This is a genomic window from Virgibacillus sp. W0430, from assembly GCF_051846935.1.
Taxonomy (GTDB): domain Bacteria; phylum Bacillota; class Bacilli; order Bacillales; family Amphibacillaceae; genus JBPYCR01.
Genome location: NZ_JBPYCS010000001.1, coordinates 23,617 through 46,814, shown reverse-complemented (window position 1 = coordinate 46,814; position 23,198 = coordinate 23,617). Strand labels below are relative to the sequence as shown.

The window sequence follows — 23,198 nt, the reverse complement described above, 5'->3', positions numbered from 1 at the left end:
TTTACTCCCCGCTTCCACTTAATGCCTTAAAGATAGTATCTACATTATGACGATACATACCCAAATACGTTCCTTCAGCTGTACCAGCTTCCCCCATTGCATCGGAGTATAGCTCACCACCAAGCGCTAAATTAATTCCTTCGTTTTTCGCGCCTTCAAGGACAGCATTTATTGATTTTTCATTAATACTGCTTTCCATAAATACAGCTGGTACTTTATATTCCTTTATAATATTAATTGTTTCCTGAATGTCAGAAACTCCTATTTCTGCTTCGGTGCTTAACCCTTGCAAGCCTACTACTTCTATATCATGCATCCTTCCAAAATATCCAAACGCATCGTGTGCAGTAACGAGAACCCTTTGCTCCTCAGGAATATTTGCAAGTTTTTCTGCATCTGCTTTTAATTGCTCCATCTCAGAAAAGTACGCTTGTTTATTTTCCTCAAAATATGCTGCGTCACTTGGTGCATACGCTTTTAATTCTTCAACAGCTGCGTCCAGCGCCTGTTGCCATAAATCGATATCAAACCAAATATGCGGATCAATTGCACCTTCCTCGTCTTCCAAAAGATCCTCTTCCGCAATCGTTTCCCCAATAGCAAGCACAGGCTTTGACTTCTCCATTTCATTAAAAATATCAACCATATTTGCTTCCAAATATAATCCGTTGTAAAACGCAATATCGGCTTTGTCTATTTTTTCAATATCTCCATGTGTTGCATTGTACAAGTGTGGATCAACAGACGGGCCCATTAAACTATTTACTTCAACACGATCTCCGCCTATAACCGACAATGGCTCACCAATCTGAGAAATCGTTGTAATTATACTTATTTTATCATCACCAGAACCCTCTGATGTTTCCTCTGATTTATTACATGCAGCTAAAACCAATAACGTGCTAAAAATGAATAAAACTCCGACTGATTTCCAAAACCTCTTCATTTGTTGGCTTTCCCCTTCCATTTTTCCCTAGGTAAACTTATTTTATATTATAAACTTACTTGGTCATTAACAAAATGTCAATAACTTTTTTCCTTTTTTTTAAACTTTAATCTAATTGCCTACATTCATTTGTATTTATGCATCCGTCGGCAAATTTTAGTGTAACTTATTTTATTATCGTACCCCACAAAGGGCTACTCGAATCCAACCTACTTTTTAAATACAACGATCATTCCTTAAATAAAGAGCAAAATAAAAAACTCATCTGTATTTTAAACAAAATGAGTTTTTTATCCTATGTTTTATTCATATTTAACACAGCAAAGATTTTTCTTTCATAGTTATCCGTTCGATTTTTTCAACTGATGCTGTAAGGTTTCTAGTGCTTCATTTAAGTCAGCGGCCATCTTTTCCAACCGTTCTTTTTTCGGCAATTCATTTGCAGCATAAATTGGTTCCCCATAAATAATTTTTGGCTTAATACGCTTAAATAATTCACTAAAATTATTCGGACCGACATATGCAACAGGAATAAGCGGCACTTTCGCAGTACTAGCAATTGTAACGGCACCCCTCTTTAAAGGAACCTCTTCACTTGTTCTCGTTCCACTAGGAAATATACCGACGACTTCCCCTTCCTTCAATAATTTTCGCGGAATTTTTATCGTGCTTGGACCCGGATTTTCCCGATCAACCGGAAAAGCATGGAGGCTATTCATCAACCATCTTAACAACCGATTTTCGAACAATTCCTTTTTCGCCATATAATGAATTTTTATTGGTAATAACGACACGCCTAACCACAATATATCGACCCACCCTGTATGAGTACATGCGATTACATACCCACCAGAGGAAGGGATGTTTTCCTTTTGGTACATTTTTATTCTGCCAAATAAACTTAAAAAGCCTTTTAATAAATAACCTGCAAAATAGTACATTCAATCACCTTCTGCTACTTAATTAAATACTATATGTATTCTACCACAACATCCTATTACCTGGTACGATCGCTTACGTTTGCTTTTATTTGTAACAGCTTATAATACCCAATAATTATAGATGAAACGCCAATCGCAAAAAGGATACCTCCACCAACTAAAAAAGAGTACATATATGTGCTAATCCTTGATTCATATATGCTTGAATCCGACATGCCACCTTGACTAATTAACCACTGCTCTGCAAGTGACGTTCCAAAGCTTGCACTAAAAAACAATGCTATAAAACCGATTAGCGCTAACAAACTACCCACAGCCATAAGTCCTCTTTCTGCATCTGTATTCATATATATTAGTTAACCCCCTCCAATATTATTTTATCATATAGCTCTATATAAAAAGATGTCGATAAGTAAACGTAAAATGCCCTCCAAATATTGTAACACATGCTTACACGTCACGTGGCTAAACTACTTACAGGAGGTGATCTCGAATGGATGCAAAAATTAAAGTAAAGGACAACGGTCCATACCAAGTTTCTGGATCGTTTGATATGGTAGATGCAGAAGGAAATGCTTTCAAAAGCGAACGCACCGTATCCTTATGTCGGTGCGGCTACTCTGACGATAAGCCTTACTGTGATGGAACACATGAAGAGATTGAGTTCAAAAGCGCCCCACGAGCAAAGGATGTAATGGTGGAAGTATAACCCCATTTTCGACTATGATGGGATCCACTTGCAAAGGGTTAGGGCATAATTAAAAGCATTCAACTCAAATATGGGTAAGATATTATTGTTTAGGCCCGGAAATATACAATTACTCGTGCGGCCCTTTGCACGTAGAAAACAAAGTATATTTCCGGAGCGTGTACATACAAGAAAAAAATTAAACGCACATTTTTCCCTTACACCTACTTACGCTATACTTATTACTAGCGTACGATTTATAAAAAGGAGGCATACAATGAAACATATTACTGTTTTTTGCGGTTCAAGCATTGGCGCTTCTCCACTTTACAAGGAAGGGGCTATTGCACTAGGGAAAGAGCTTGCAAAGCGGGATATTACCCTCGTTTATGGTGGGGCAAGCGTAGGATTAATGGGTACGGTAGCAGACACAGTTCTTGAAGAAGGCGGTAAAGCGATTGGTGTAATTCCTAAAATGCTCGAAGAAAGAGAAATCTCAAATTCAAATCTAACTGAATTACATATCGTTGACTCTATGCATACTCGAAAAGCAAAAATGGCTGACCTTGCCGATGGTTTTATTGCGTTACCTGGTGGTGCTGGTACACTGGAGGAGTTTGCTGAAATCTTTACGTGGGCCCAGCTAGGTGTGCACCAAAAACCAATTGGCCTACTTAATATTAATCATTTTTTCAACCCATTAATCGCTTTTTTTGACCAAATGCTAAGGGAAAAATTTCTACAGAAAAAACACCGGCATCTTGCATTGGTTGAAGAGAAGGCCGATCAGTTAATCGATCAATTCTATTCTTACAAAGCACCGGATATTAAAACGTATATAAACGAAGAGCAAATTTAACTCACTCTTCGTTTAAAATCGTTATTGTGAAGATATAATTGTTGCGGGCGGGGTTACCTTCTTTATAAATAGGGCAAGTACTAACGCCACAATAGCCGATAATGTCGCGACAAAGAACGCCAGATTTATGCCTTCCAGCATCGCCATATCCATAAGCTGCTTTTGCAGCTCTGGTGTCACTACCTGCCCAGCCTCGGCAGCTTCTTTTACAAACGTCGCTCCCGCTGTTTCCATTCGTTTCGTCATAACAGTTAAAAGCAACGCTGTACCAATCGCCCCGGATACTTGCTGCAACGTATTATTCATTGCCGTTCCATGTGGGTTAGCCTCCATTGGCAATTGATTTAACCCATTTGTCATTACTGGCATCATAACGAGTGCCATTCCAAACATTCGAGCCGTATAAATCATCATAATATAGTAGTATCCGTCGTTCATCGACAATCTGCTTAATAAGTACGTCGTAACAATCGAAATAATTAGACCAATGATCGCCATAACGCGTGCTCCATATTTATCAAACAAACGACCGGTAATAGGCGACATTAATCCCATTAGTATTGCACCTGGAAGCATAAGCAATCCGGAATGAAAAGGGGATATTTCCCGCACAGTTTGAACATACAATGGCGTTAAAATCATCCCAGAAAACATCGCAATCGACAACGTTATCGATATCGCTGAAGATAAAGCAAACATCGGATATTTATAAATTCTAAAATCAAGAAAGGGCTCCTCCATCTTCATCTGTCTACCTACAAATGTTAAGAGCGCAATTGCTCCTATTCCAATCGTGCCATATACGTGTGGAGCACCCCAGCCATCATCTCCTGCAGCACTGAATCCAAACAGCAAGCCGCCAAAACCAACGCTGGACAAGATAACTGAAATAACATCGAGCTTTACGTCTTTGTTCGGAGTTATATTTTTCAATTTAAAAAAGGCATAAACTAACGTAAACAAAGCAAAAGGCAATACAATTACAAATAACATGCGCCATGAATGATGTTCAACGACCCAACCAGAAAGTGTCGGACCAATTGCAGGCGCTGTAAACATAACAAGGCCAAATATTCCCATAGCAGCCCCACGCCTCTCAACAGGAAATGCAGTTAACATAACATTCATTAATAACGGCATCATCATCGCTGATCCACACGCTTGTAACATACGCGCAATAACAAGTATGCTAAAAGTCGGTGCTACAATCGCGAAGGCAGTGCCAAGCGCAAAGAAACCCATAGCAAGTATATATATTCTCCGATTCGTATACTTTTGAATGAAAAAAGCACTTGCCGGAATTAATATTCCATTTACAAGCATATAACCTGTCGTAATCCATTGTACGATCGAAGGCTTAACTTGAAATTCTACCATAATCGTTGGCAGTGCAATATTTAACAACGTATTATTTAATAGGGAGGCGAATGCCCCAATAAATAGGATGGCAATCATGCCATATGGGGGGTTTTCATGCATTTTTTTTATATCCATTGTGTCACAATCGCTCCTATTCTTGTTTTTCTTCCATTAACACATTTTATACTCAGGGTACAATAAAAGCAACCTTACACATCTATATGCATATTCTCATTGATTTATCCATGTTTATAAGCTAGTATATTTTATACCAACAGTTCAAAAGGTGGTTGTATGGACAAAAAGAAACGGCAAGTAATTGAAACGGCTTTATCCCTTTTTTCAAAGGAAGGATTTGCTGCTATATCGATCCAAGACATTATTACCGAAGCAAACATATCGAAAGGGACATTTTATAATTATTTTTCCTCTAAAAGCGCTTTTTTAATAGCAATCATGGAATATGTAAACGAAGAATTGATCTTGCACAGGCGGGCATTGCAACTGGAAGGCACAGCTTCAAACAAGGAGATATTTGCTAAGCAAATAATGATACGATTGGAATTAAACACAAAGCACAACATTATCCCTATTTTTGAAGCCGCCTTACATTCCAATGACCGCACATTAAAGAAATTCATTCAAGAAAAGCACTTGGAGGAATTAGATTGGATTGCACAACGACTCCTCGACATATACGGAGAAAGAGCTGCACCATACACGATCGATTGTGCCATCATTATGCTCGGTATTATCCAGCATATGAATCACTATTGGAATGCGAACTGTAAAGGAGATATTAACATTGAGGCATTAATTTATTACACAGTCCGCAGAACGGACCGTTTAATGGCGGATAAAATCGATTCAAAGGATGCCTTTATTTGCAGATTTGTGAACGAACGAACGAATAAACAACAAAGAATAACAAAACACGACATTGTTAGCAAAATCGAAGCATTGCATACGGCCATTTGTGAAGAAGAACAAGAAATAAAGTCTCTTATTTCCTTTTTAAAAGAAGAATTTAACGAGCAACATCCTCGCTATTTTTTAATTAAACCAATCGTTCAATCGTTTGAATCAACCTTTAAAAATACGCCTTATGTTTTACTTGCAAATGAAATTGCGCAGTTAATTAGTACTTATATTGGGGGAAAACTTGACGATGAACTGCATTGTCTTTATTAAGTTATCCATAGCAGTTCATCAATATCGCTTTTATTTTGGGAGAGACACGATAAAGGTTGATCCTTTCCCTTTTTCACTCGTTACTTCAATCGTTCCGGCGTGTAGTTCAATAATCTTTTTCGTAATCGCTAGTCCTAATCCTGCACTTGCTTCCGTTCGTTTTCGAGATCTATCGACTTTATAAAAACGATCAAAAATATACGGCATGTCTGCAGCATCGATTCCTACACCCGTATCTTCAATGAAAACATTAACGGTACCGCTTAACACTTCCAACCGAATTGTAATATTGCCTCCTTTTGGCGTATAATGAATCGCATTTGTTATCAAATTCAGCCATACTTGATAAAGTAGTTTTTTATCTGCTTGAATGATTGCTGAAGGGGTATCCACTATTATTGCTATTTCCTTGTCTCTTTGCTGCCATTCCGTTGTAGCAACAACCTCTTTTAATTGGTCTGACAAATCAAACGTAGTTTTTGCTTGCGCTTCAACACGTTCCAAAAAAGACAATGTTAATAACTGCCTACTTAACAAGGATAATCTTCTGCTTTCCTTTTCGATAATCTTACTGTACCGTTGCCGCTCCGCATCCGATAACCCTTCCTCTTGTAACGCTTGAGAAAAGCCTTGTATCGATGTTAATGGAGACTGAATTTCATGAGAAACATTGGAAACAAACTCCTGTCTCTTTTCTTCCATCCGACTCAAGCTATTGCTCATACGAGAAAAATCATTTGCCAATCTACCAATTTCATCTCTACGTTTGGTTGTTAACTTAATATGGTAATTACCAGCCGCTATTTTGCGTGTTGCTTTTGTGAGCTTACGTATCGGAGTTACAATATATCTGGTACTCCATAGAACGAACAAAAAGCTGAAAAACAGCAAGAGTAAAAGCAACACAGTTAAAAACTCCCGCATCTCGCCAAACTGCTGCAACGTATTCGGTCGTACAAACAACGCATATGCTTCTCCTTCAACTTTCACAGGAACGCCGACCGTATTTTTTAACTCATTATCAAAAAATCCCGTGACGAATAACTGCCAAGGAAACGTTGCAATTCCATGGTACACATTACCACTAAGCACGGTATCAATTTGGGCATCCTTCAAATCATACGTACGAAACGGTTTACCAAACGTTTGATGATCACCATCCTCATGAACAAGATAAAATTGGTAGCCAAGATCTGTCATCGCATGCAAATAAGATGCGAATTTATCACGGCCACTTTCCTCCATAACCTGCGCAATACTTTGAGCAATTTCAGTTACTTTTTGATCGTTCTTTGGCTTGACCGCTTGTTGATAATACATATTAGCAGCGATAAAAGCCATTAACGCACTCGCAATCATAATCCCCATTGTCGTAATAAAAACCCGTACATATAATGTGCGCAATTGAACTTCCTCCCTTCAGCTTGAACGACACTAATATTTACATTTGCTCTACTCTTCAAGCTTATACCCTAGTCCACGAATTGTTCGAATAGAAAAACCTGCTAAATCACCATTAAATCGTTCCCGCAACCGCTTCACATGCACATCTACTGTACGATCGTTTCCATCGTAATCATAGCCCCAAACAAGCTCAATTAACTGCTCTCTTGAAAATGTACGCCCTGGATAGCTTGCAAATTGAGCAAGCAACTCAAATTCCTTCATAGGAAGTACGAGACGTTTCCCTAAAAGATCAATTTCATAATTATTTCTATCAATAACTAAATTACCGATATGAATGCTTTCCTCATTGACCATTTGAAATCTCCGAAGTAACGCTTTTACACGAAATAGTATTTCTTGCGGCTCAAAAGGCTTAATAACATAATCATCGGTTCCTGCAGCATATGCTTTCTCTTTATCCGTAATTTCTCCTTTTGCTGTAAGCATTAAGATCGGAATATCATAATAGGAGCGAATTTGCTCACATAGCTCATACCCATCCATATTCGGCATCATAATATCAACAATGGCAAGTTGAATCGTATTGATCTCCAGCTTTTCTAAAGCCTCTTTACCATCAGCCGCCTCCACGAAATGATAGCCTTCTCTTTTTAAATAAAACCCTACCAATTCTCGAATATTCGGATCATCGTCAACGACTAAAATTGAATGCATTTCTCAAAACTCCTTTTTTTTAGGATATAGACGCTCCTGTTGTATATTTTTTTCAAAAAAACTGCTCTCCATAATAGAGAACAGTCCTTTTCGTACAAGAAATTATGTAAAAGCAGTTGTACAACTACGAACGACTCCTGTTGACATTCGTTTTATTGTACGCCATACTTTCACACGGTCGTCCAGACCGATTTTCATTGGTACATATTATTCTTTTATCCCTAACAAATCATCAATAACGTGGGCAATTTGATCGGCATATTTTTTACACGCTTCTTCCGTTGGTGCTTCTACCATTACTCGCACGAGTGGCTCCGTTCCCGAAGGACGAACTAGAACTCTCCCCTGGTCGCCAAGTTCTTTTTCTACCTTGTCCACCTCATCCAAAATCTTCGGATTGCTTAAAGCGCGTTGCTTATCAATAACACGAACATTTTTCAGCACTTGCGGAAATACAGTCATCTCTGAGGCTAATTCCGATAAAGGCTTGCCCGTTTCTTTCATAATGTTAACGAGCTGCAATGCTGAGAGCATCCCATCTCCACTCGTACTATGATCAAGAAAGATGATATGACCCGATTGTTCTCCCCCAAGGTTATACCCTTCTTCACGCATCGCTTCCATTACATAACGATCTCCTACAGCTGTTTTCACACTTTTAATTGAATTGTTTTCTAAAGCTTTATAAAACCCTAGATTACTCATAACCGTCGACACAATCGTCCCTTGCTTTAAGAAGCCTTTTTCATGCATATACTTTGCACAAATGAACATAATTTGATCCCCGTCAACAATTGATCCTTTTTCATCGACAGCGATAAGGCGATCACCATCTCCGTCAAATGCTAGACCGATATCCGCTTTCTTATCCAGAACAAACGCTTGCAATGTTTCTGGATGCGTTGACCCGAAACCATCATTAATATTTACGCCATCTGGAGACGAGCCTATTGTATCTATTTCCGCTTCCAAATCAGCAAATAAATGCGTCGCTAAGCTAGAGGTAGCCCCGTGCGCACAATCAAGTGCAATGTGTAGCCCATCAAAATCATTGTCAACCGTCTCTTTCAAGAAGGAAAGATATTTTTGACCTCCTTCAAAATAATCATTAACGACACCAACATGAGCCCCGACTGGACGTGGCAAATCGTCTGTACTATCCATTAACCGTTCTATTTCATTTTCTTGCTCATCTGTTAACTTAAATCCATCTGAACCGAATATTTTAATCCCGTTATCCTCTACTGGATTGTGGGATGCAGAAATCATAATACCCATTTCTGCGCTATTCGCCTTCGTCAAATAAGCAACCCCAGGTGTCGAAATTATGCCTAATCGCATTACTTCTCCTCCAATAGAAAGCAAGCCAGCAACAAGGGCATTTTCGAGCATTTGTCCCGATATCCGTGTATCACGACCAATTAAAACCTTTGGTCTTTCTACTCCTTTTGTCAACACGTAGCCGCCAACACGACCTACTTTAAACGCTAACTCTGGCGTTAATTCTTCATTTGCAATTCCTCGAATACCGTCTGTACCAAAATATTTACCCACACTATATCTCCCCTTTATTTCATATGTAACATAAGAGCGATTATTCAACGCTGTCTGAGATTTAACTTTAATGTCATTCTCCTATTTCACTTCAATCGTTACTTCTTCATATTCGCCTTGATAAGTTACTTGTTCTGGTCCATTAATCAACACAGGGACTTGGTGCTCTCCAACACCTAGTCCACTTGTGTTAATTGATACGAGAATGTCCTCTGCTTTAATGTCTCTAACGTTTTTTTCATTACCGACAGCAATAACGCTCATAATTGGGTTATTTGGTTCTATAAAAGCAACATTTTCTTCTTCGGTACCATCGATATGAATGGATACATCAGTAAGTTCTTTTGTTTGTTCAATTTCAATTTCTACTTCAATCTCATCTACAGACGCAATAACATTTTTCCCTAAACTTAGCGGCACTTTTATCGTACCAGACTCTTTGATATTAGAAAGATCAATCGCCTCAGTTGATACTCGCTCAATATCTTTTAATACATCCGATGTCGAAAAGATCTCTAATTCCTCTAGTTCTGCTTTAATTGAAGTAAGCTCATACCCTTCAGGCAACTCATTTTTCGTAGGCACATCTAGAGGCACAATTTTACTAGGGTTGTCTACACTTAACGAAAGCACTGTATTTTCTGGCTCAACTCGGACATTAAGTTCATTTCCTTGACTGTCGTACACATTTATTGGCAACTCTCGGCTGTTTATAGATTCCGTTAAGCCCGATACATCCACAAAGACTTTAACCATTGCGATTTGGTCTATAATATTTTTGGAGCTAATAATCGTAACCGTATCTGGGCTGATCGTCGGCTTTCCAAGCTCATACCCGACCGGAAGCTGATCCTCATTTAATAAATCAATAGTAATTGCAAATTCTTTTGATGAACGCTCTTCAATTACAACATCAATTGTCTTTGGTTCAATATAAACCGATAGATCATTCGGTAAATTTGCATACTCTATTTCAACGGTATGTTCCCCTTCACCAAGATCTTGTAAATCAACAAATACAGAAAAGTTCCGTTGTCTTACCGTTGGTGTTAGCACACTATTGGCACCTTCCAACGTTACCAAAACGAACTCAGGAACTCCGCTTACGACATATCGATCCGCATCAATCTTAATTTCCACAGGAACATCGTCTAATGTTTGAGTATCTTGTGAGACACCTGGAAAAATTCTGGAATCATCCTTTGAATCATCGATTTCAATACTAACAAAAACATACAATGAAATTGCAAAAGCTAAGGAAACAATACGGACAAACCATTTGCTTTTAAACCAATTATCCATTATTTTTCCCCTCCTCTGTTGCGAGCCTTCGATTCAGAGGTTTTTAGGTTTTGCGATAAATTACTGAGCAACACTTTTCGTAGCTCTTCTTCTGTTAACTCTCTACGCATTTCTCCATTTTTTGTACACGCGATATTACCTGTTTCCTCAGAAACGACAATCGTTAGTGCATCTGTAACCTCACTTATGCCCATCGCCGCTCGGTGTCTAGTGCCCAGCTCCTTAGAAATAAAAGCATTTTCCGATAGTGGCAAATAACAAGCCGCTGCAACGATCGTTTCCCCCTTAATGATAACTGCTCCATCATGCAAAGGAGTGTTCGGTGTAAAAATATTAGTTAATAATTGATGCGTCAAATGGCCATTAATATGAATGCCTGTTTCTGCATAGTCGCCTATACCGGTTTCACGTTCAATTGTTATTAAAGCACCAATCCGCCTTTTGGCCATATATGTACAGGAGCTAACAATAGAATCGATCATCTTCTCCAAAAGCTCTTCCTCTGATTTGCTGCTCCTTGTAAATATGCTCCCTCTACCTAATTGTTCGAGTGCCCTTCTAAGCTCAGGCTGAAACAAAATAATAATTACGAGAAAGCCCCATAAAATCGCTTGGTTCGTTATCCACTGAATTGTTTGTAAATCAAATAAGATACTAAGCAACCAAACGACAATTACAACAAATATACCTTTTAGCAATTGAATTGCTTTCGTACCACGAATGATCATAATTAATTTATATAAAACATACCAGACGAGAGCTATATCTACGCCTATTCGTAACCAATTAAATAAATCAAATCCCCCATCAAGCATGTTTTCACACCCTTACCCTTTAAAGTTCTAACCTGTATATTCGGTATTATACCATAATCGACCGGTATTTAAAGCGCTTGAAAGCTTCAGCTCTAAATGTCCACTGCCAGCATACCGAATCCGTTTACAAAAAGCAATGAGGCTGGAACAAACGTATGCCATCTAGTAAAAGCCGAAAAACAATTAGAAGTACACTATTACCCGCTACGGAAATGTCCTTCACTTTCACAAGTGAGACAAAAATGTGACACCGGTTCATGTGAGCATGCACAGTGTTTTTTGTCGCAAACGGATAACAGTCCTCCAACAGAAACAAAGACCGCTTATGGAGCAAAACATCGCAAAGAGAAATACGCTCTTTGTTTCAATAAGGATCCGTATAGCTAATCTCATTCATTATTTGGATTTTTAATTTAGCAACTTCGTTATGTTCCATCCTCATTTAATTCAATCAAGTAAGACTCTATTTTAACTTTTCCCCAAAAAGAGAGCCCATTAATGCAACAGCCACGGAAGCTGTCTTGTTTTTTTCATCTAAAATCGGATTAACCTCTACAAATTCCGCAGACGTAATAATTTCAGATTCATGAAGCATTTCCATTGCCAAGTGACTTTCACGATAGGAAATACCGCCTAATACGGGCGTACCTACACCCGGGACCTCTGTTGGGTCTAATCCATCTAAATCCAAACTTAAATGGACACCATCCGTTCTCTCTTTTAAATAAGATATCGCTTCTTCCATCACTTTTGGCATTCCTACTCGGTCAATTTCGTGCATTGTATATACTTGTAGATTAAGCTTTGCAATAAGCTCCTTTTCACCAGGATCAAGATCTCTTGCACCAATCACAATTACATTTTCTGGTTTAACCTTTGGAAAATAACCGAGAATGTTTGTTAGACTTTCATTTCCAATCCCGAGATTAACAGCTAGCGGCATTCCGTGAATATTCCCTGATGGAGATGTTTCCTCGGAATTCAAATCTCCATGAGCGTCATACCAAATAACACCTAAATTGTCATAATGCTTGGCAACCCCGGCAAGAGTTCCAATAGCTATACTATGATCGCCTCCTAATACGAGCGGGAACTTCCCTTCTTTGATTTGAGCATCAACCAATTGTGCCAATCGTTCATTCGCCTCTGCAATTTGCTTTAAATTTCGCAAATTCCCTTCTCTTGCATCATGCGCTTTATCTGGACGCGATATCGCTATATCTCCTAAATCATCTACACTATAATTTAACTTTTCTAATCTATCTACAACCCCTGCATAACGAATCGCACTAGGGCCCATGTCAACACCTCGGCGACTTTGCCCTAAATCCATTGGTACACCAATAATCGAAATATTATTTTTCATGACGTATGCCTCCCTCTTTTTTATTTTACCCAAAAAAAGAGCAATGACTCAACCCGACACAATAATGTATATTTATACACTTATGCAATTAGAAAAACCCACACCTTCCTACGGTATGGGTTAAGGATGTAATTACGAATTAAATTATCTGAGCACCCTTTGGATAAGGTTTAAGTGCTAGCGGGCGGATACCAAACTGTTCCCATGCATGCATTAATGCATTCGACGCTTGGCTTGAAGCTACAAAGGCAATTCCACAGTCGCCACCTCCAGCTCCAGATAGCTTACCAGCCCCTCCATGCTGTGCTGCCAATTCACTTAGTTTTTTTAGTTGGTTCGTCTCAATCGCTACCTGAGCTGCATCACCAACTGCTGCCAATGCTAATCTATTTTTATGAATGCCTTCCATAAAAAGCGGAATATTATTTTCAATTATTCCGTTCAAAAACATATTAACTGCCGTTTCACTCGAGTGAAGAAAGCGTTCATATGAAGCTTTGTCCGTCTTTTTGAGTTGTAATATTCGATTAACGAGCTTAGCTGTGGAGGCAGGCTTACCCGTCCAACCAATACACATGCGAATCGTGCTTGGCAATTGTAATCGTTTAATAGAAAAATAAGTCCACTCCTTATTCACTAACGATTGCACACTTGAAGCCTGTTTATATTGTGCTATTAACCACTCCGCTTGAAAGGAAGCATATTGTAATAAGCCACCATAAGCAGATGCAGCAATATCTGCTCCAGAGCCGTTTCCTTGCGTTTTCACATGTGCGATAGCTGCAAGCTTAAAAACGAGCTGTTCTGGCGGAGGTGCCGGTAAATATTTATTTAAAACAGCAGATACAACCGCCGTAACGACAGCCGCACTCGAACCGAGACCATATTTCACTCCAGTCGCATCATCCAATTCGCTTTTAATTGACAAAGAAAAGGACTCCGGCTTGATATTACTTTCATAAAGATAGTCCAATACTGTTTGCAACGCTGCCGCAACAAAACGAATCCGTTCATCATTTGAACGGATCTCCAGTGCATTATATTGATAACTCCAGCTTACTTGGTTGATCCCGAAGTTTTCCAATGTTAGCTGATTATCGCTATTGGCATCGATCGTTGCATAAACAAAGCGGTTTACCGCAGTTACTACCAATTGATGATGCGGTTCTAAAACTGCAAATTCACCAGCTACCATTAGTTTCCCAGGTACTTTTACCGTTATTGATCTCTGAGACAACATGTCCAACCCCTATATATAGGATATTCCATTTCCTGCACGACTTAGTATAACGTCCGATACTCCAGGTGCTTCTTGCAATGTTTTTTCAACAATTGCTTCATGCTCCGGTAGATAAAGTACTTTTACATTCGGACCGGCATCGATCGTGAAAAATACCGGAATACCGGTAGCGCGCATCGTTTGAACGGTTTGCATAACAGCCATCGTCGTGTCGTGCCAATACGTAAATGGAGGGTTCGCACCTAAAGTCGTTGCATGCATTTTTAAACAATTTGCTTCCGCGATTTGACCTACCTTTTCAAAGTCCCGATCCATTATTCCTGCTTTTATTTCCGTTAAATCGTCTGGTATATGATTTAGCCAACCTTGATAAAATACAGACGTATCCACCGTCCGTTTCATTCCAGCTCGGCTCGATATATCCTTCTTTTCCGCTGACAAAACAACCGCCGCCACACGAACATCCCAATAATTAGCAGGTACGATCGGTACGGCATACGAATCAGATCCATCTAGCTTTTTCCCTTTTTCCCATTCGGCAAAGCCTCCATAAATCGAACGACAAGCCGAACCAGAACCTTGCCGTGTCAACATCGAAAGCTCTTGGTCAGTTATATCTAAGCCAAGCGCACGTGTTGCTGCAGCCGCCAAAGCCGCAAATCCCGATGCAGACGAAGCAAAGCCTGCCGCTGTAGGGACTGCATTTATAGAATAAACGTCTGCAAATATATTTTCTTTTCCCGCATACCGGCGAATAATATCTAAATAACGCGAAACACGCTCATAAGCTTCACCAGAAACAACTTGTTCATCTAAAACAAAAGTATCTTCAGTGGCATCCTCGTTAAAAGTAACAGTCGTTGTTGTGTAAAAGCCATCCAAGGTTAAAGATAAACTATTATTCGTTGGTAAAATCTTTTCCTCGTCTCGTTTACCCCAATACTTAATCAACGCTATGTTCGTATGGGCTCTCGCTGTAGCCTTCATGACTTGTCTCCTTTTAGCATATTTATCTGTATAATTATAAGCTTTTGCCTATTCGCACGTCTGCTCGTCTCTGTGACGAAGCACAAAAGACCAAACAGCATGAGCTCCAAACCGCTTCAATTTCTCTTTTAATTGGTGGGAGTGCACTTCATTACGAGCTAATGCAATGATACAGCCTCCATTTCCACCACCTGTTAGCTTCGCCCCCAATGCACCTTCTTGCAGTGCATAATAAATTAACCGGTTTAGACCAGCATCACTAATTCCGAGAGACTCCAGCTCTTTTTGCGCCTCCGTTAGAAGTTGTCCTAGCAAATGCTTGCTCGCCTTTTCCAAAGCTTCTCTCACTTGATAGGTAATTTCCCCAATACGCTCTATTTTCGAATGGATTCTTTTCGGTGCAGACTTCAATAAACTTGTTACCGACTCGATAGCTGTACGCGTATCTGCCATTCGTCCTGAATCGGCTACAATAAAATAAAGATCCTCTTTCGGTTTAATAAAATCAACAGTACCCTCGCGTTCAAACCAAATTGGACAGTCCGATGTAATCGTTAAAGGATCAATACCACTCGGCGCACCGTGCGCGTGTGTTTCGGCAATGTTTGCTAAGCTGAGCAGCTGTTCCTTCGTATACTTTGTATCTGTATACGTAAAAAGCGACTTAATCACAGCAATAGCGACCGATGCACTCGATCCTAGTCCCTTTCCTGGAGGAATCGAAGACTTAATACGAATTAATAAATCTTTACATGGCTTATTCAAAAACTCCAACGTGCCCTTTATACAGCTCACAATCCCCGCTAATGCTGGGGGAGCAGAGTCAATCGGCCCGTGATAAAAACTACTATCTATTGTAACTGTACCAATTACGTGTTCAACTACGGATTCAACACCAACTAATGGAAATGGAATAGCAATGGCCGGTTGTCCGTGTACAACCGCATGCTCTCCAACTAAAATCAACTTACTATGAGCTACACCAGTAGCTATTTTATCCGTAGTTGTTACTTTTTCAGCGGTCATCTTTATACGTTTCCATAATTTCTTCAGCTTTTCCAACACGGATTTCCTTTAATTGAACTAACTTCTCAGCCACGATATCAATCATCTCCCCGGTAGCTCCTGCCGCTATTGCAACAGAACGTGAATGTAACGCCATATGACCTTTTTGAATTCCATCCGTCACCAAGGCCTTCAAAGCACCTAAATTTTGTGCAAGTCCTACAGCAACCATGATTTGAGCTAACTCACTTGCCGATGGATTTCCTAAAATATCGAGCGCCAATTTTGCCATTGGGTGTACGCGTGTTGCACCACCGACAGTTCCGATTGACATAGGCAGCTCTAATTCGCCTACTAAGTTCCCTTCGCCGTCTACAGTCCATGAAGTCATTGATCCATAATGCCCATCTCTCGCTGCATAAGCATGCGCCCCTGCTTCGACAGCTCTCCAATCATTGCCCGTAGCAATTACAATTGGGTCGATCCCATTCATAATACCTTTATTATGTGTTACTGCTCGATACGGATCGGAAGCAGCAAACTCGTATGCATGAACTACTCCATCACGTACTTCTTCGCCAGAAAAGCCTTCCGACTTCAACAATTTTGGTGGAATTACACATTTCGCATGCGCGAGGCAGCGGTCTGCATAATTAGAGAGTATGCGTAAATATACCTTGCCGTTCGTAAGCTCCTCTACAGTAGGTGCTAAAGCTTCCACCATTGTATTAATGATATTAGCGCCCATTGCATCACAAGTATCTACATATAAATGTACGACAAGCATCTGTGAATATGCCGAAGATGCATCTTCATTTAATATACGAACATCAAGCCCTTCTGCTCCTCCACCTCTAGCAACCATACTCGGGTATGCAGCATTCGCAGCCTGTATTAACGATTCCTTTGCTTCTAATACAGCTCGTTTTGCTGCGTAAATATCTTCACAGCCGACCACTTGAATTTGTCCAATCATAATACGTTCCGTCGCTTCTGTTTGAAACCCGCCGGCACCCCTTACTATTTTTGCAATATAACTGGCAGAAGCAACTACAGATGCTTCTTCAATCGCCATCGGGACCGCATATTCCTGCCCATTAATTAAGAAATTCAACCCAAGTCCTAATGGAAGTGGGAACGTACCTATTACATTCTCTATCATTTTATCAGCCGTTTCCGTTTTTAAAGGTTGCTCTGAAAACAACTGACTTCTATCCGTTATGTTATACAATTTTGCAATAATTTCTCTTCTTTCTTCAACAGTCATGTTGTAGAATCCAGGAATCCTGGAGGTTTCCATTCCACTCACCCTTTTACAGTTGCATCTTTAATTATAAAACGGTTCATACCTTTGTCTATTATACATAGACACAAGCAAATTAAAAAACAATTTATAAACAAATAAGACAATCCTATTTAATTTAAGAATAACTACTCTCCGCAAAATCAACAAAAACATGAATAAATCATTTAACAACTATATGCTACCTTCTTATTATACAACAGAAGCCGATTATCTTTTAGTATAAAATTCTTTATATGAAAAACGTTTTAATAAAAATAACTGTATCCATTATGTTAAAAAAAACCTTAAAATGCAAATAAACAAGGTCATATATAATGACCTTGTTTAGAATAATTAGTGTTTGTATCACATTATGCATTTGTTAAAATACTTCAATATAAACTCAATAATAAGAATGTTATGGCTGGGCTACTAGGATTCGAACCTAGGAATGACGGGACCAAAACCCGTTGCCTTACCGCTTGGCTATAGCCCAAAACAACAAATGGTGGAGGGGGGCAGATTCGAACTGCCGAACCCGATGGGAGCGGATTTACAGTCCGCCGCGTTTAGCCACTTCGCTACCCCTCCGTATTGTAAACGAGTTCCGTTTAAATTATACAAAAAAATATAGTTTCTAAAATGGTGCCGGCCAGAGGACTTGAACCCCCAACCTACTGATTACAAGTCAGTTGCTCTACCAATTGAGCTAGGCCGGCATTAAAAATATTTTGTTTTTCTTCAAAAAACAACAGCTACTATTTCTGACCCTACATTTTCTAAATTACTTAATAACGTTTTGCGCCATGTGGTTACTCTAGGCTATTTAATAGATGGCTTTCGTGTCGTTTGCGCAATACACTAAGAATAAAAAGTGAATTATATCGCTGACCGAAACCTCTGCAATTCATATACAAAATGGATGTTTTTATAAAGAGCTTAAAATATTACTAGCAGAGGGAATAGTGCGCTGTAAAACAAAATGGTGACCCGTACGGGATTCGAACCCGTGTTACCGCCGTGAAAGGGCGGTGTCTTAACCGCTTGACCAACGGGCCAGTTACGTGGACTGATTTCCAACAACGAATCTTATTATATCCAAACAAAACCCCTTTGTAAAGCCTAAAATTATTTTTCTAATTATTAAATTTTTCAGAGAAACAAAACACCTTTATATATATAACGTTAAGAATAAAATACACTCGAAATAGCTCATAGCAACGCTATTATGGAAAAGCGTCGCCTTGAATAAATAAACTGTAATAAAGATCAAGATCAAAACGATTAACTCGTATTACAAGAATGCATGTTACTAGGAGTGCTCGTTTACCATTAGTGAAAATTATGTAATTTTAAAAAATAACGCTCGGATAAATACAGCAGTTTATCCAAGCGTATGTAACTTAATTATAAAAGATAAAACATAAGTAACTAAGAGGTCAATAGGTTAAGTAAGGTTTAGACCGTTTCCAGTAAGCTAGGTCTTTTGCCTTGCATTGGATTTGTTTGTTCAAATGCGTAACCGGCATTCAAAATTCTACCTTCTTTAAAGGCAGGACCTATAAATTGCATCCCCACTGGCAAACCTTGATCAATTCCACATGGAACAGATAATGCTGGAAGACCCGTTAAGTTTAAAGGCCCCATAAAACGAATAATATTATCAATTAAATCTACTTTCTCTCCATTTAAATCAGCAAAGTCATCGCCAATATCATTTGGTAGAACCGGTAACGTCGGCGCAACAAGGATGTCCACTTCTTCAAACGCCTTTTGAAAGTCCTGTTTTAATTGTCTTCTTACTTGCTGTGCTTGCAAATAATCTACCGCAGATGGAAGTTCACCTAATTCAAACAGCATGCGAATGTCATTACCAAAATCCTCCGGCCGTTTTAACATGTCACTATGATGAATTGTCGATGCTTCTGATAATGACGTAACAAGTTCTGCCCACTCAGCATATTGCAGGGTAGGAATTTTAACCTCTTTTACTTTAGCCCCTTGTTCTACAAGTTTTTGAATTCCCGCACGAACTAATTTTTCAATTCCGGAATCGACACGATTGAAGAAGTATTCCTCGTTTACACCAATAACCAGACCTTTGACGTCTCCACTTATTTGCTCCAAATAGTTATCGACTGGTACATCTACCGTGGTAGGGTCGTTGCTATCAAACCCAGCTATTACTTGTAATAAGCCAGCAGCATCTTTCACTGTTTTGGTCATTGGGCCAACATGATCAAGCGTCCAAGCCAATGGATATACGCCATATTTGCTAACTCGTCCAAACGTTTGCTTCAATCCAACGATACCGTTTGCCGACGAAGGTATGCGAATGGAACCAGCAGTGTCCGTGCCTAGAGTCGCAACCGTTGCATCTGCAGCAACAGCAGCACCTGATCCTCCACTGGATCCTCCAGGTATCTTGTCTAAATTCCACGGATTTCGTACTGCACCATAATGTGGGTTATTATTCGTTATCCCCCATGCATACTCGTGCATACTTAATTTACCAGTAAAAATGATCCCTGCTTCCTTCATTTTGGTTATGACTGTTGCGTCATAATCCGAAACAAAATCTTTGTGAATTTTTGAAGACATTGTTGTTACTTTGTCTTTCATATAAATATTATCTTTAACGGCCATCGGAATCCCATGGTACATTCCACGGTAAATACCATTACTGATTTCTTCTTCCGCTTTTCTCGCTTCTTCCATTGCTTCTTCTTTATAGATGGCCATGTATGAATTTATTTTGTCCTGGGTTGCTTCCGCTTGTTCAATCACTGCTTTTGTAAGTTCCACAGGAGAAATCTCCTTGTTTTTAATAAGCGGTGCCAATTCCTCAACGGATTTTGCTACAAGCTCTTTACTCAACATGATCACCCCCAGGTATATTTCGTAGGCTTATGTCTGCATCATCTATGTTGGCTTTGTCTAAGGAGCCTCTTAGATCTTGCATCCCTTTCCAACGTTTTTCCAATATTCCTAAATGTTCTTCTCTCGGCTTAATTCCTTTGTTCTCCAGCATTTGTTTTACTGTAAGAGACAAATCAAAAGCCCTCCTTTATAAAATAAATATTTATCTTCACAGGCAAATTGCCTCGAGATAGCTTACACAAATAGATTACTAAGAAAATAAACGTATTTAATAGCGTCTTATATGTATATACTAATCTAATAACTTATATTATGTAAGCGCTTTCTATGAGCGTCGCCTCAATGTTATCATTTCACATCTGAACAGTCAAATTTATTACAATAATTAAATAATTTTAAGACTAGGAAGGTGATGTCTCATTAATACCTAAAATCACAGGGTGCTAAAACTCAAACCACGTTGAATAGTTTCGATCGGTAGTCTCATTAATACCTAAAATCACAGGGTGCTAAAACGAACAGCCCGTTCAGCGCCGCAATTAGCGCGTCTCATTAATACCTAAAATCACAGGGTGCTAAAACTGTTCCTGCTGCGCTCCTCGTCAAAGCCATGTCTCATTAATACCTAAAATCACAGGGTGCTAAAACCACGGACAGGATAGAAAAGAACTGGAAAGCGTCTCATTAATACCTAAAATCACAGGGTGCTAAAACGAGACTTCATATCTAGCACAATGCAGAGGTGTCTCATTAATACCTAAAATCACAGGGTGCTAAAACGATACTTCTTTTTAGTATCTTCGGGGTTACGTCTCATTAATACCTAAAATCACAGGGTGCTAAAACCTTTTATTTCTGCGGAAATGATAGGATTTAGTCTCATTAATACCTAAAATCACAGGGTGCTAAAACATAACGATGTCTAATTCGATATGATTTCGCGTCTCATTAATACCTAAAATCACAGGGTGCTAAAACTATACGTCGATAGTAGCTTGTTAGTATCGCGTCTCATTAATACCTAAAATCACAGGGTGCTAAAACTCTTCAAGCAATTGTAACTCATCGCCCGTGTCTCATTAATACCTAAAATCACAGGGTGCTAAAACATGAAGCAACAAGCGGAAGAAGTGAACAAAGTCTCATTAATACCTAAAATCACAGGGTGCTAAAACATATTGCAATCGGAGGACAAGCAGAAGATGGTCTCATTAATACCTAAAATCACAGGGTGCTAAAACTTGCTGGGTTGATATGATTGTCTATTACTGGTCTCATTAATACCTAAAATCACAGGGTGCTAAAACAACTGTGATTAATTGCGATTCCGCCTGTTCGTCTCATTAATACCTAAAATCACAGGGTGCTAAAACTACGCCAATTAATAATCCGTCAACGCTTCGGTCTCATTAATACCTAAAATCACAGGGTGCTAAAACGCCTGCGATCGAGTAATCGGCTTATCGCCCGTCTCATTAATACCTAAAATCACAGGGTGCTAAAACGCTCATATACGAATTGATAAGGCGCTTCCTGTCTCATTAATACCTAAAATCACAGGGTGCTAAAACTTATCGAGCGTTATGCTTGGCACGGCATCGGTCTCATTAATACCTAAAATCACAGGGTGCTAAAACCTGTAATGAAAATATATCACATTTTTTCATAGACATCTAGAGCATACTCCAATACTGGCTTTTCTATTCTATCTTCATTTAGTTGTAAGATATACTGAAGTTTCAGCCTTTTCATAATAAAAACTATTACATATAAGTCAATAGAAGAGAATGTTACTATATCTGCTTGCTTAAAATTAGATACAACAGGATTTAACTCTAATGCATCTAAATGATTTTGACTTATTGTTAGTAAACTTTTGATTAGTGATTCCCTTTCAAAAGGCAACGGACTTTCCCATTCTAAATCATCTAAAAAGCTATTCGTAAATAGCTGTTCGCCTTGATTAAAGTAATTGCAACCGTCAAACTCATTAGCCATAAAAAATCTGGAGCTTGTTATGACAAATACATGCATTTCATTACTTAAAGAATAAAGAAATTCTTTCATATTTATTTGTTCTTTCGGACTTAAGTATAACTCTGGATACATGTAAAATAAAATCAAGGAATTTTTATGTTTATGTGCTAGATGTTTTTTGATTATCTGAAGGAGTAGTTGGTTTTGGTGTATCGTGCGCTCAGAACAAAATGCAAGATCTACTTCAAGCAGCTTTAATAGAGAGTCGACTGTAAAATTCTTTGCTTTTATTGGCAAGGGATCTAGTGAGGACGTAATTAAATCTTGAACTAAAGAATTTATTGTTTGCATATACCCATCGGTTTCAATATGGTTTAGTAATTCTGTTTTTAACTGTGCCTTTAGATAAGATTTTGCACTTAGCGCCGGCTCCTCTTTTAAGTAATTATTCGATATTTCAATTGCAGTGAAAGCATGATGCGTTATTTCTTCATACTCATCATTAATATCTTTTATTGATACAGCTTCTTTAAGCTTGCTTCTAGGCTGAAAATATTCAATGACTGGTTTCACAAATAAATCTAAATTAGTAGTGTGATCTATAAAAAGAGAGCTATAGGAAGCCATGTTCAGCTGCCACTTTTCATCGCCATTACTTACAAGCCAACGCATTTGCATTATT

General features: G+C 38.9%; 20 protein-coding genes, 4 tRNA genes and 1 CRISPR repeat array. Of the genes, 3 read left to right on the top strand and 21 right to left on the bottom strand.

The window, feature by feature from the left end; genetic code table 11:
- Position 1 precedes the first annotated feature (1 nt).
- The 3 genes from ACLIBH_RS00225 to ACLIBH_RS00215 form a co-directional block, all read right to left on the bottom strand.
- Entirely contained in the window at positions 2-946 is a 945-nt protein-coding gene (locus tag ACLIBH_RS00225) for a metal ABC transporter solute-binding protein, Zn/Mn family (protein ID WP_439314664.1), read from the bottom strand.
- 341 nt (positions 947-1,287) lie between these two features.
- Positions 1,288-1,887: a lysophospholipid acyltransferase family protein gene (locus ACLIBH_RS00220; RefSeq protein WP_439314663.1), complete on the bottom strand. Its 600-nt coding sequence runs from the start codon at positions 1,885-1,887 to the stop codon at positions 1,288-1,290.
- Positions 1,888-1,943: 56 nt separating this feature from the next.
- Positions 1,944-2,234 carry a hypothetical protein gene (locus tag ACLIBH_RS00215; protein ID WP_439314662.1) on the bottom strand — a complete coding sequence of 97 codons (291 nt, stop codon included), beginning with the start codon at positions 2,232-2,234 and terminating at the stop codon, positions 1,944-1,946.
- A 146-nt stretch (positions 2,235-2,380) separates the two neighbouring features.
- On the opposite strand from ACLIBH_RS00215, the gene ACLIBH_RS00210 reads away from it, so the two are divergent.
- Positions 2,381-2,596, top strand: coding sequence for a CDGSH iron-sulfur domain-containing protein (locus ACLIBH_RS00210; RefSeq protein WP_439314661.1), 216 nt, complete (start codon positions 2,381-2,383; stop codon positions 2,594-2,596).
- A 256-nt stretch (positions 2,597-2,852) separates the two neighbouring features.
- The gene (locus ACLIBH_RS00205; protein ID WP_439314660.1) at positions 2,853-3,434 is read left to right on the top strand and encodes a TIGR00730 family Rossman fold protein; all 582 of its coding nucleotides are present in this window, start codon (positions 2,853-2,855) and stop codon (positions 3,432-3,434) included.
- Positions 3,435-3,455: 21 nt separating this feature from the next.
- Here the strand turns inward: ACLIBH_RS00205 and ACLIBH_RS00200 are convergent, their stop codons facing one another.
- Positions 3,456-4,928, bottom strand: coding sequence for a DHA2 family efflux MFS transporter permease subunit (locus ACLIBH_RS00200; RefSeq protein WP_439314659.1), 1,473 nt, complete (start codon positions 4,926-4,928; stop codon positions 3,456-3,458).
- A gap of 159 nt (positions 4,929-5,087) precedes the next feature.
- On the opposite strand from ACLIBH_RS00200, the gene ACLIBH_RS00195 reads away from it, so the two are divergent.
- The gene (locus ACLIBH_RS00195; RefSeq protein WP_439314658.1) at positions 5,088-5,984 is read left to right on the top strand and encodes a TetR/AcrR family transcriptional regulator; all 897 of its coding nucleotides are present in this window, start codon (positions 5,088-5,090) and stop codon (positions 5,982-5,984) included.
- A gap of 30 nt (positions 5,985-6,014) precedes the next feature.
- On the opposite strand, the gene ACLIBH_RS00190 is transcribed toward ACLIBH_RS00195, so the two are convergent.
- The 17 genes from ACLIBH_RS00190 to ACLIBH_RS00110 form a co-directional block, all read right to left on the bottom strand.
- Entirely contained in the window at positions 6,015-7,388 is a 1,374-nt protein-coding gene (locus ACLIBH_RS00190) for a sensor histidine kinase (RefSeq protein ID WP_439314657.1), read from the bottom strand.
- A 48-nt stretch (positions 7,389-7,436) separates the two neighbouring features.
- Positions 7,437-8,105: a response regulator transcription factor gene (locus ACLIBH_RS00185; RefSeq protein ID WP_439314656.1), complete on the bottom strand. Its 669-nt coding sequence runs from the start codon at positions 8,103-8,105 to the stop codon at positions 7,437-7,439.
- A gap of 207 nt (positions 8,106-8,312) precedes the next feature.
- Complete coding sequence (gene glmM, locus ACLIBH_RS00180; RefSeq protein ID WP_439314655.1) at positions 8,313-9,659, bottom strand: phosphoglucosamine mutase; 1,347 nt, start codon at positions 9,657-9,659, stop codon at positions 8,313-8,315.
- 81 nt (positions 9,660-9,740) lie between these two features.
- Entirely contained in the window at positions 9,741-10,961 is a 1,221-nt protein-coding gene (locus ACLIBH_RS00175; RefSeq protein WP_439314654.1) for a CdaR family protein, read from the bottom strand.
- Complete coding sequence (gene cdaA, locus ACLIBH_RS00170) at positions 10,961-11,776, bottom strand: diadenylate cyclase CdaA (protein WP_439314653.1); 816 nt, start codon at positions 11,774-11,776, stop codon at positions 10,961-10,963. Before cdaA ends, ACLIBH_RS00175 begins: the two co-directional genes overlap by 1 nt.
- Positions 11,777-12,239: 463 nt before the next feature.
- Positions 12,240-13,142 carry an arginase gene (gene rocF / locus ACLIBH_RS00165; protein WP_439314652.1) on the bottom strand — a complete coding sequence of 301 codons (903 nt, stop codon included), beginning with the start codon at positions 13,140-13,142 and terminating at the stop codon, positions 12,240-12,242.
- Positions 13,143-13,281: 139 nt separating this feature from the next.
- The gene (locus ACLIBH_RS00160) at positions 13,282-14,382 is read right to left on the bottom strand and encodes a phosphomevalonate kinase (protein ID WP_439314651.1); all 1,101 of its coding nucleotides are present in this window, start codon (positions 14,380-14,382) and stop codon (positions 13,282-13,284) included.
- 9 nt (positions 14,383-14,391) lie between these two features.
- Entirely contained in the window at positions 14,392-15,369 is a 978-nt protein-coding gene (gene mvaD / locus ACLIBH_RS00155; protein WP_439314650.1) for a diphosphomevalonate decarboxylase, read from the bottom strand.
- Positions 15,370-15,417: 48 nt separating this feature from the next.
- The gene (mvk, locus tag ACLIBH_RS00150; protein ID WP_439314649.1) at positions 15,418-16,395 is read right to left on the bottom strand and encodes a mevalonate kinase; all 978 of its coding nucleotides are present in this window, start codon (positions 16,393-16,395) and stop codon (positions 15,418-15,420) included.
- Positions 16,385-17,674 (bottom strand): hydroxymethylglutaryl-CoA reductase, degradative, encoded by a 1,290-nt coding sequence (locus ACLIBH_RS00145; protein ID WP_439314648.1) that lies wholly within the window; start codon positions 17,672-17,674, stop codon positions 16,385-16,387. Before ACLIBH_RS00145 ends, mvk begins: the two co-directional genes overlap by 11 nt.
- Positions 17,675-18,080: 406 nt before the next feature.
- A tRNA-Gln gene (locus ACLIBH_RS00140) sits at positions 18,081-18,155 on the bottom strand.
- 10 nt (positions 18,156-18,165) lie between these two features.
- Positions 18,166-18,250: transfer RNA gene (locus tag ACLIBH_RS00135), tRNA-Tyr, on the bottom strand.
- 52 nt (positions 18,251-18,302) lie between these two features.
- Positions 18,303-18,378, bottom strand: a tRNA-Thr gene (locus tag ACLIBH_RS00130).
- 264 nt (positions 18,379-18,642) lie between these two features.
- Positions 18,643-18,717 (bottom strand) — tRNA-Glu (locus ACLIBH_RS00125).
- A gap of 400 nt (positions 18,718-19,117) precedes the next feature.
- Positions 19,118-20,539 (bottom strand): amidase, encoded by a 1,422-nt coding sequence (locus ACLIBH_RS00120; protein WP_439314647.1) that lies wholly within the window; start codon positions 20,537-20,539, stop codon positions 19,118-19,120.
- Complete coding sequence (locus ACLIBH_RS00115) at positions 20,529-20,711, bottom strand: hypothetical protein (protein ID WP_439314646.1); 183 nt, start codon at positions 20,709-20,711, stop codon at positions 20,529-20,531. The genes ACLIBH_RS00120 and ACLIBH_RS00115 overlap by 11 nt, the downstream gene beginning before the upstream one ends.
- Before the next feature lie 242 nt (positions 20,712-20,953).
- A CRISPR array of direct repeats spans positions 20,954-22,176; the repeat unit is 36 nt; unit sequence GTCTCATTAATACCTAAAATCACAGGGTGCTAAAAC.
- 16 nt (positions 22,177-22,192) lie between these two features.
- A complete protein-coding gene (locus ACLIBH_RS00110; protein WP_439314645.1) occupies positions 22,193-23,194 on the bottom strand; it encodes a hypothetical protein in 1,002 nt (333 codons plus the stop codon).
- Positions 23,195-23,198 lie beyond the last annotated feature (4 nt).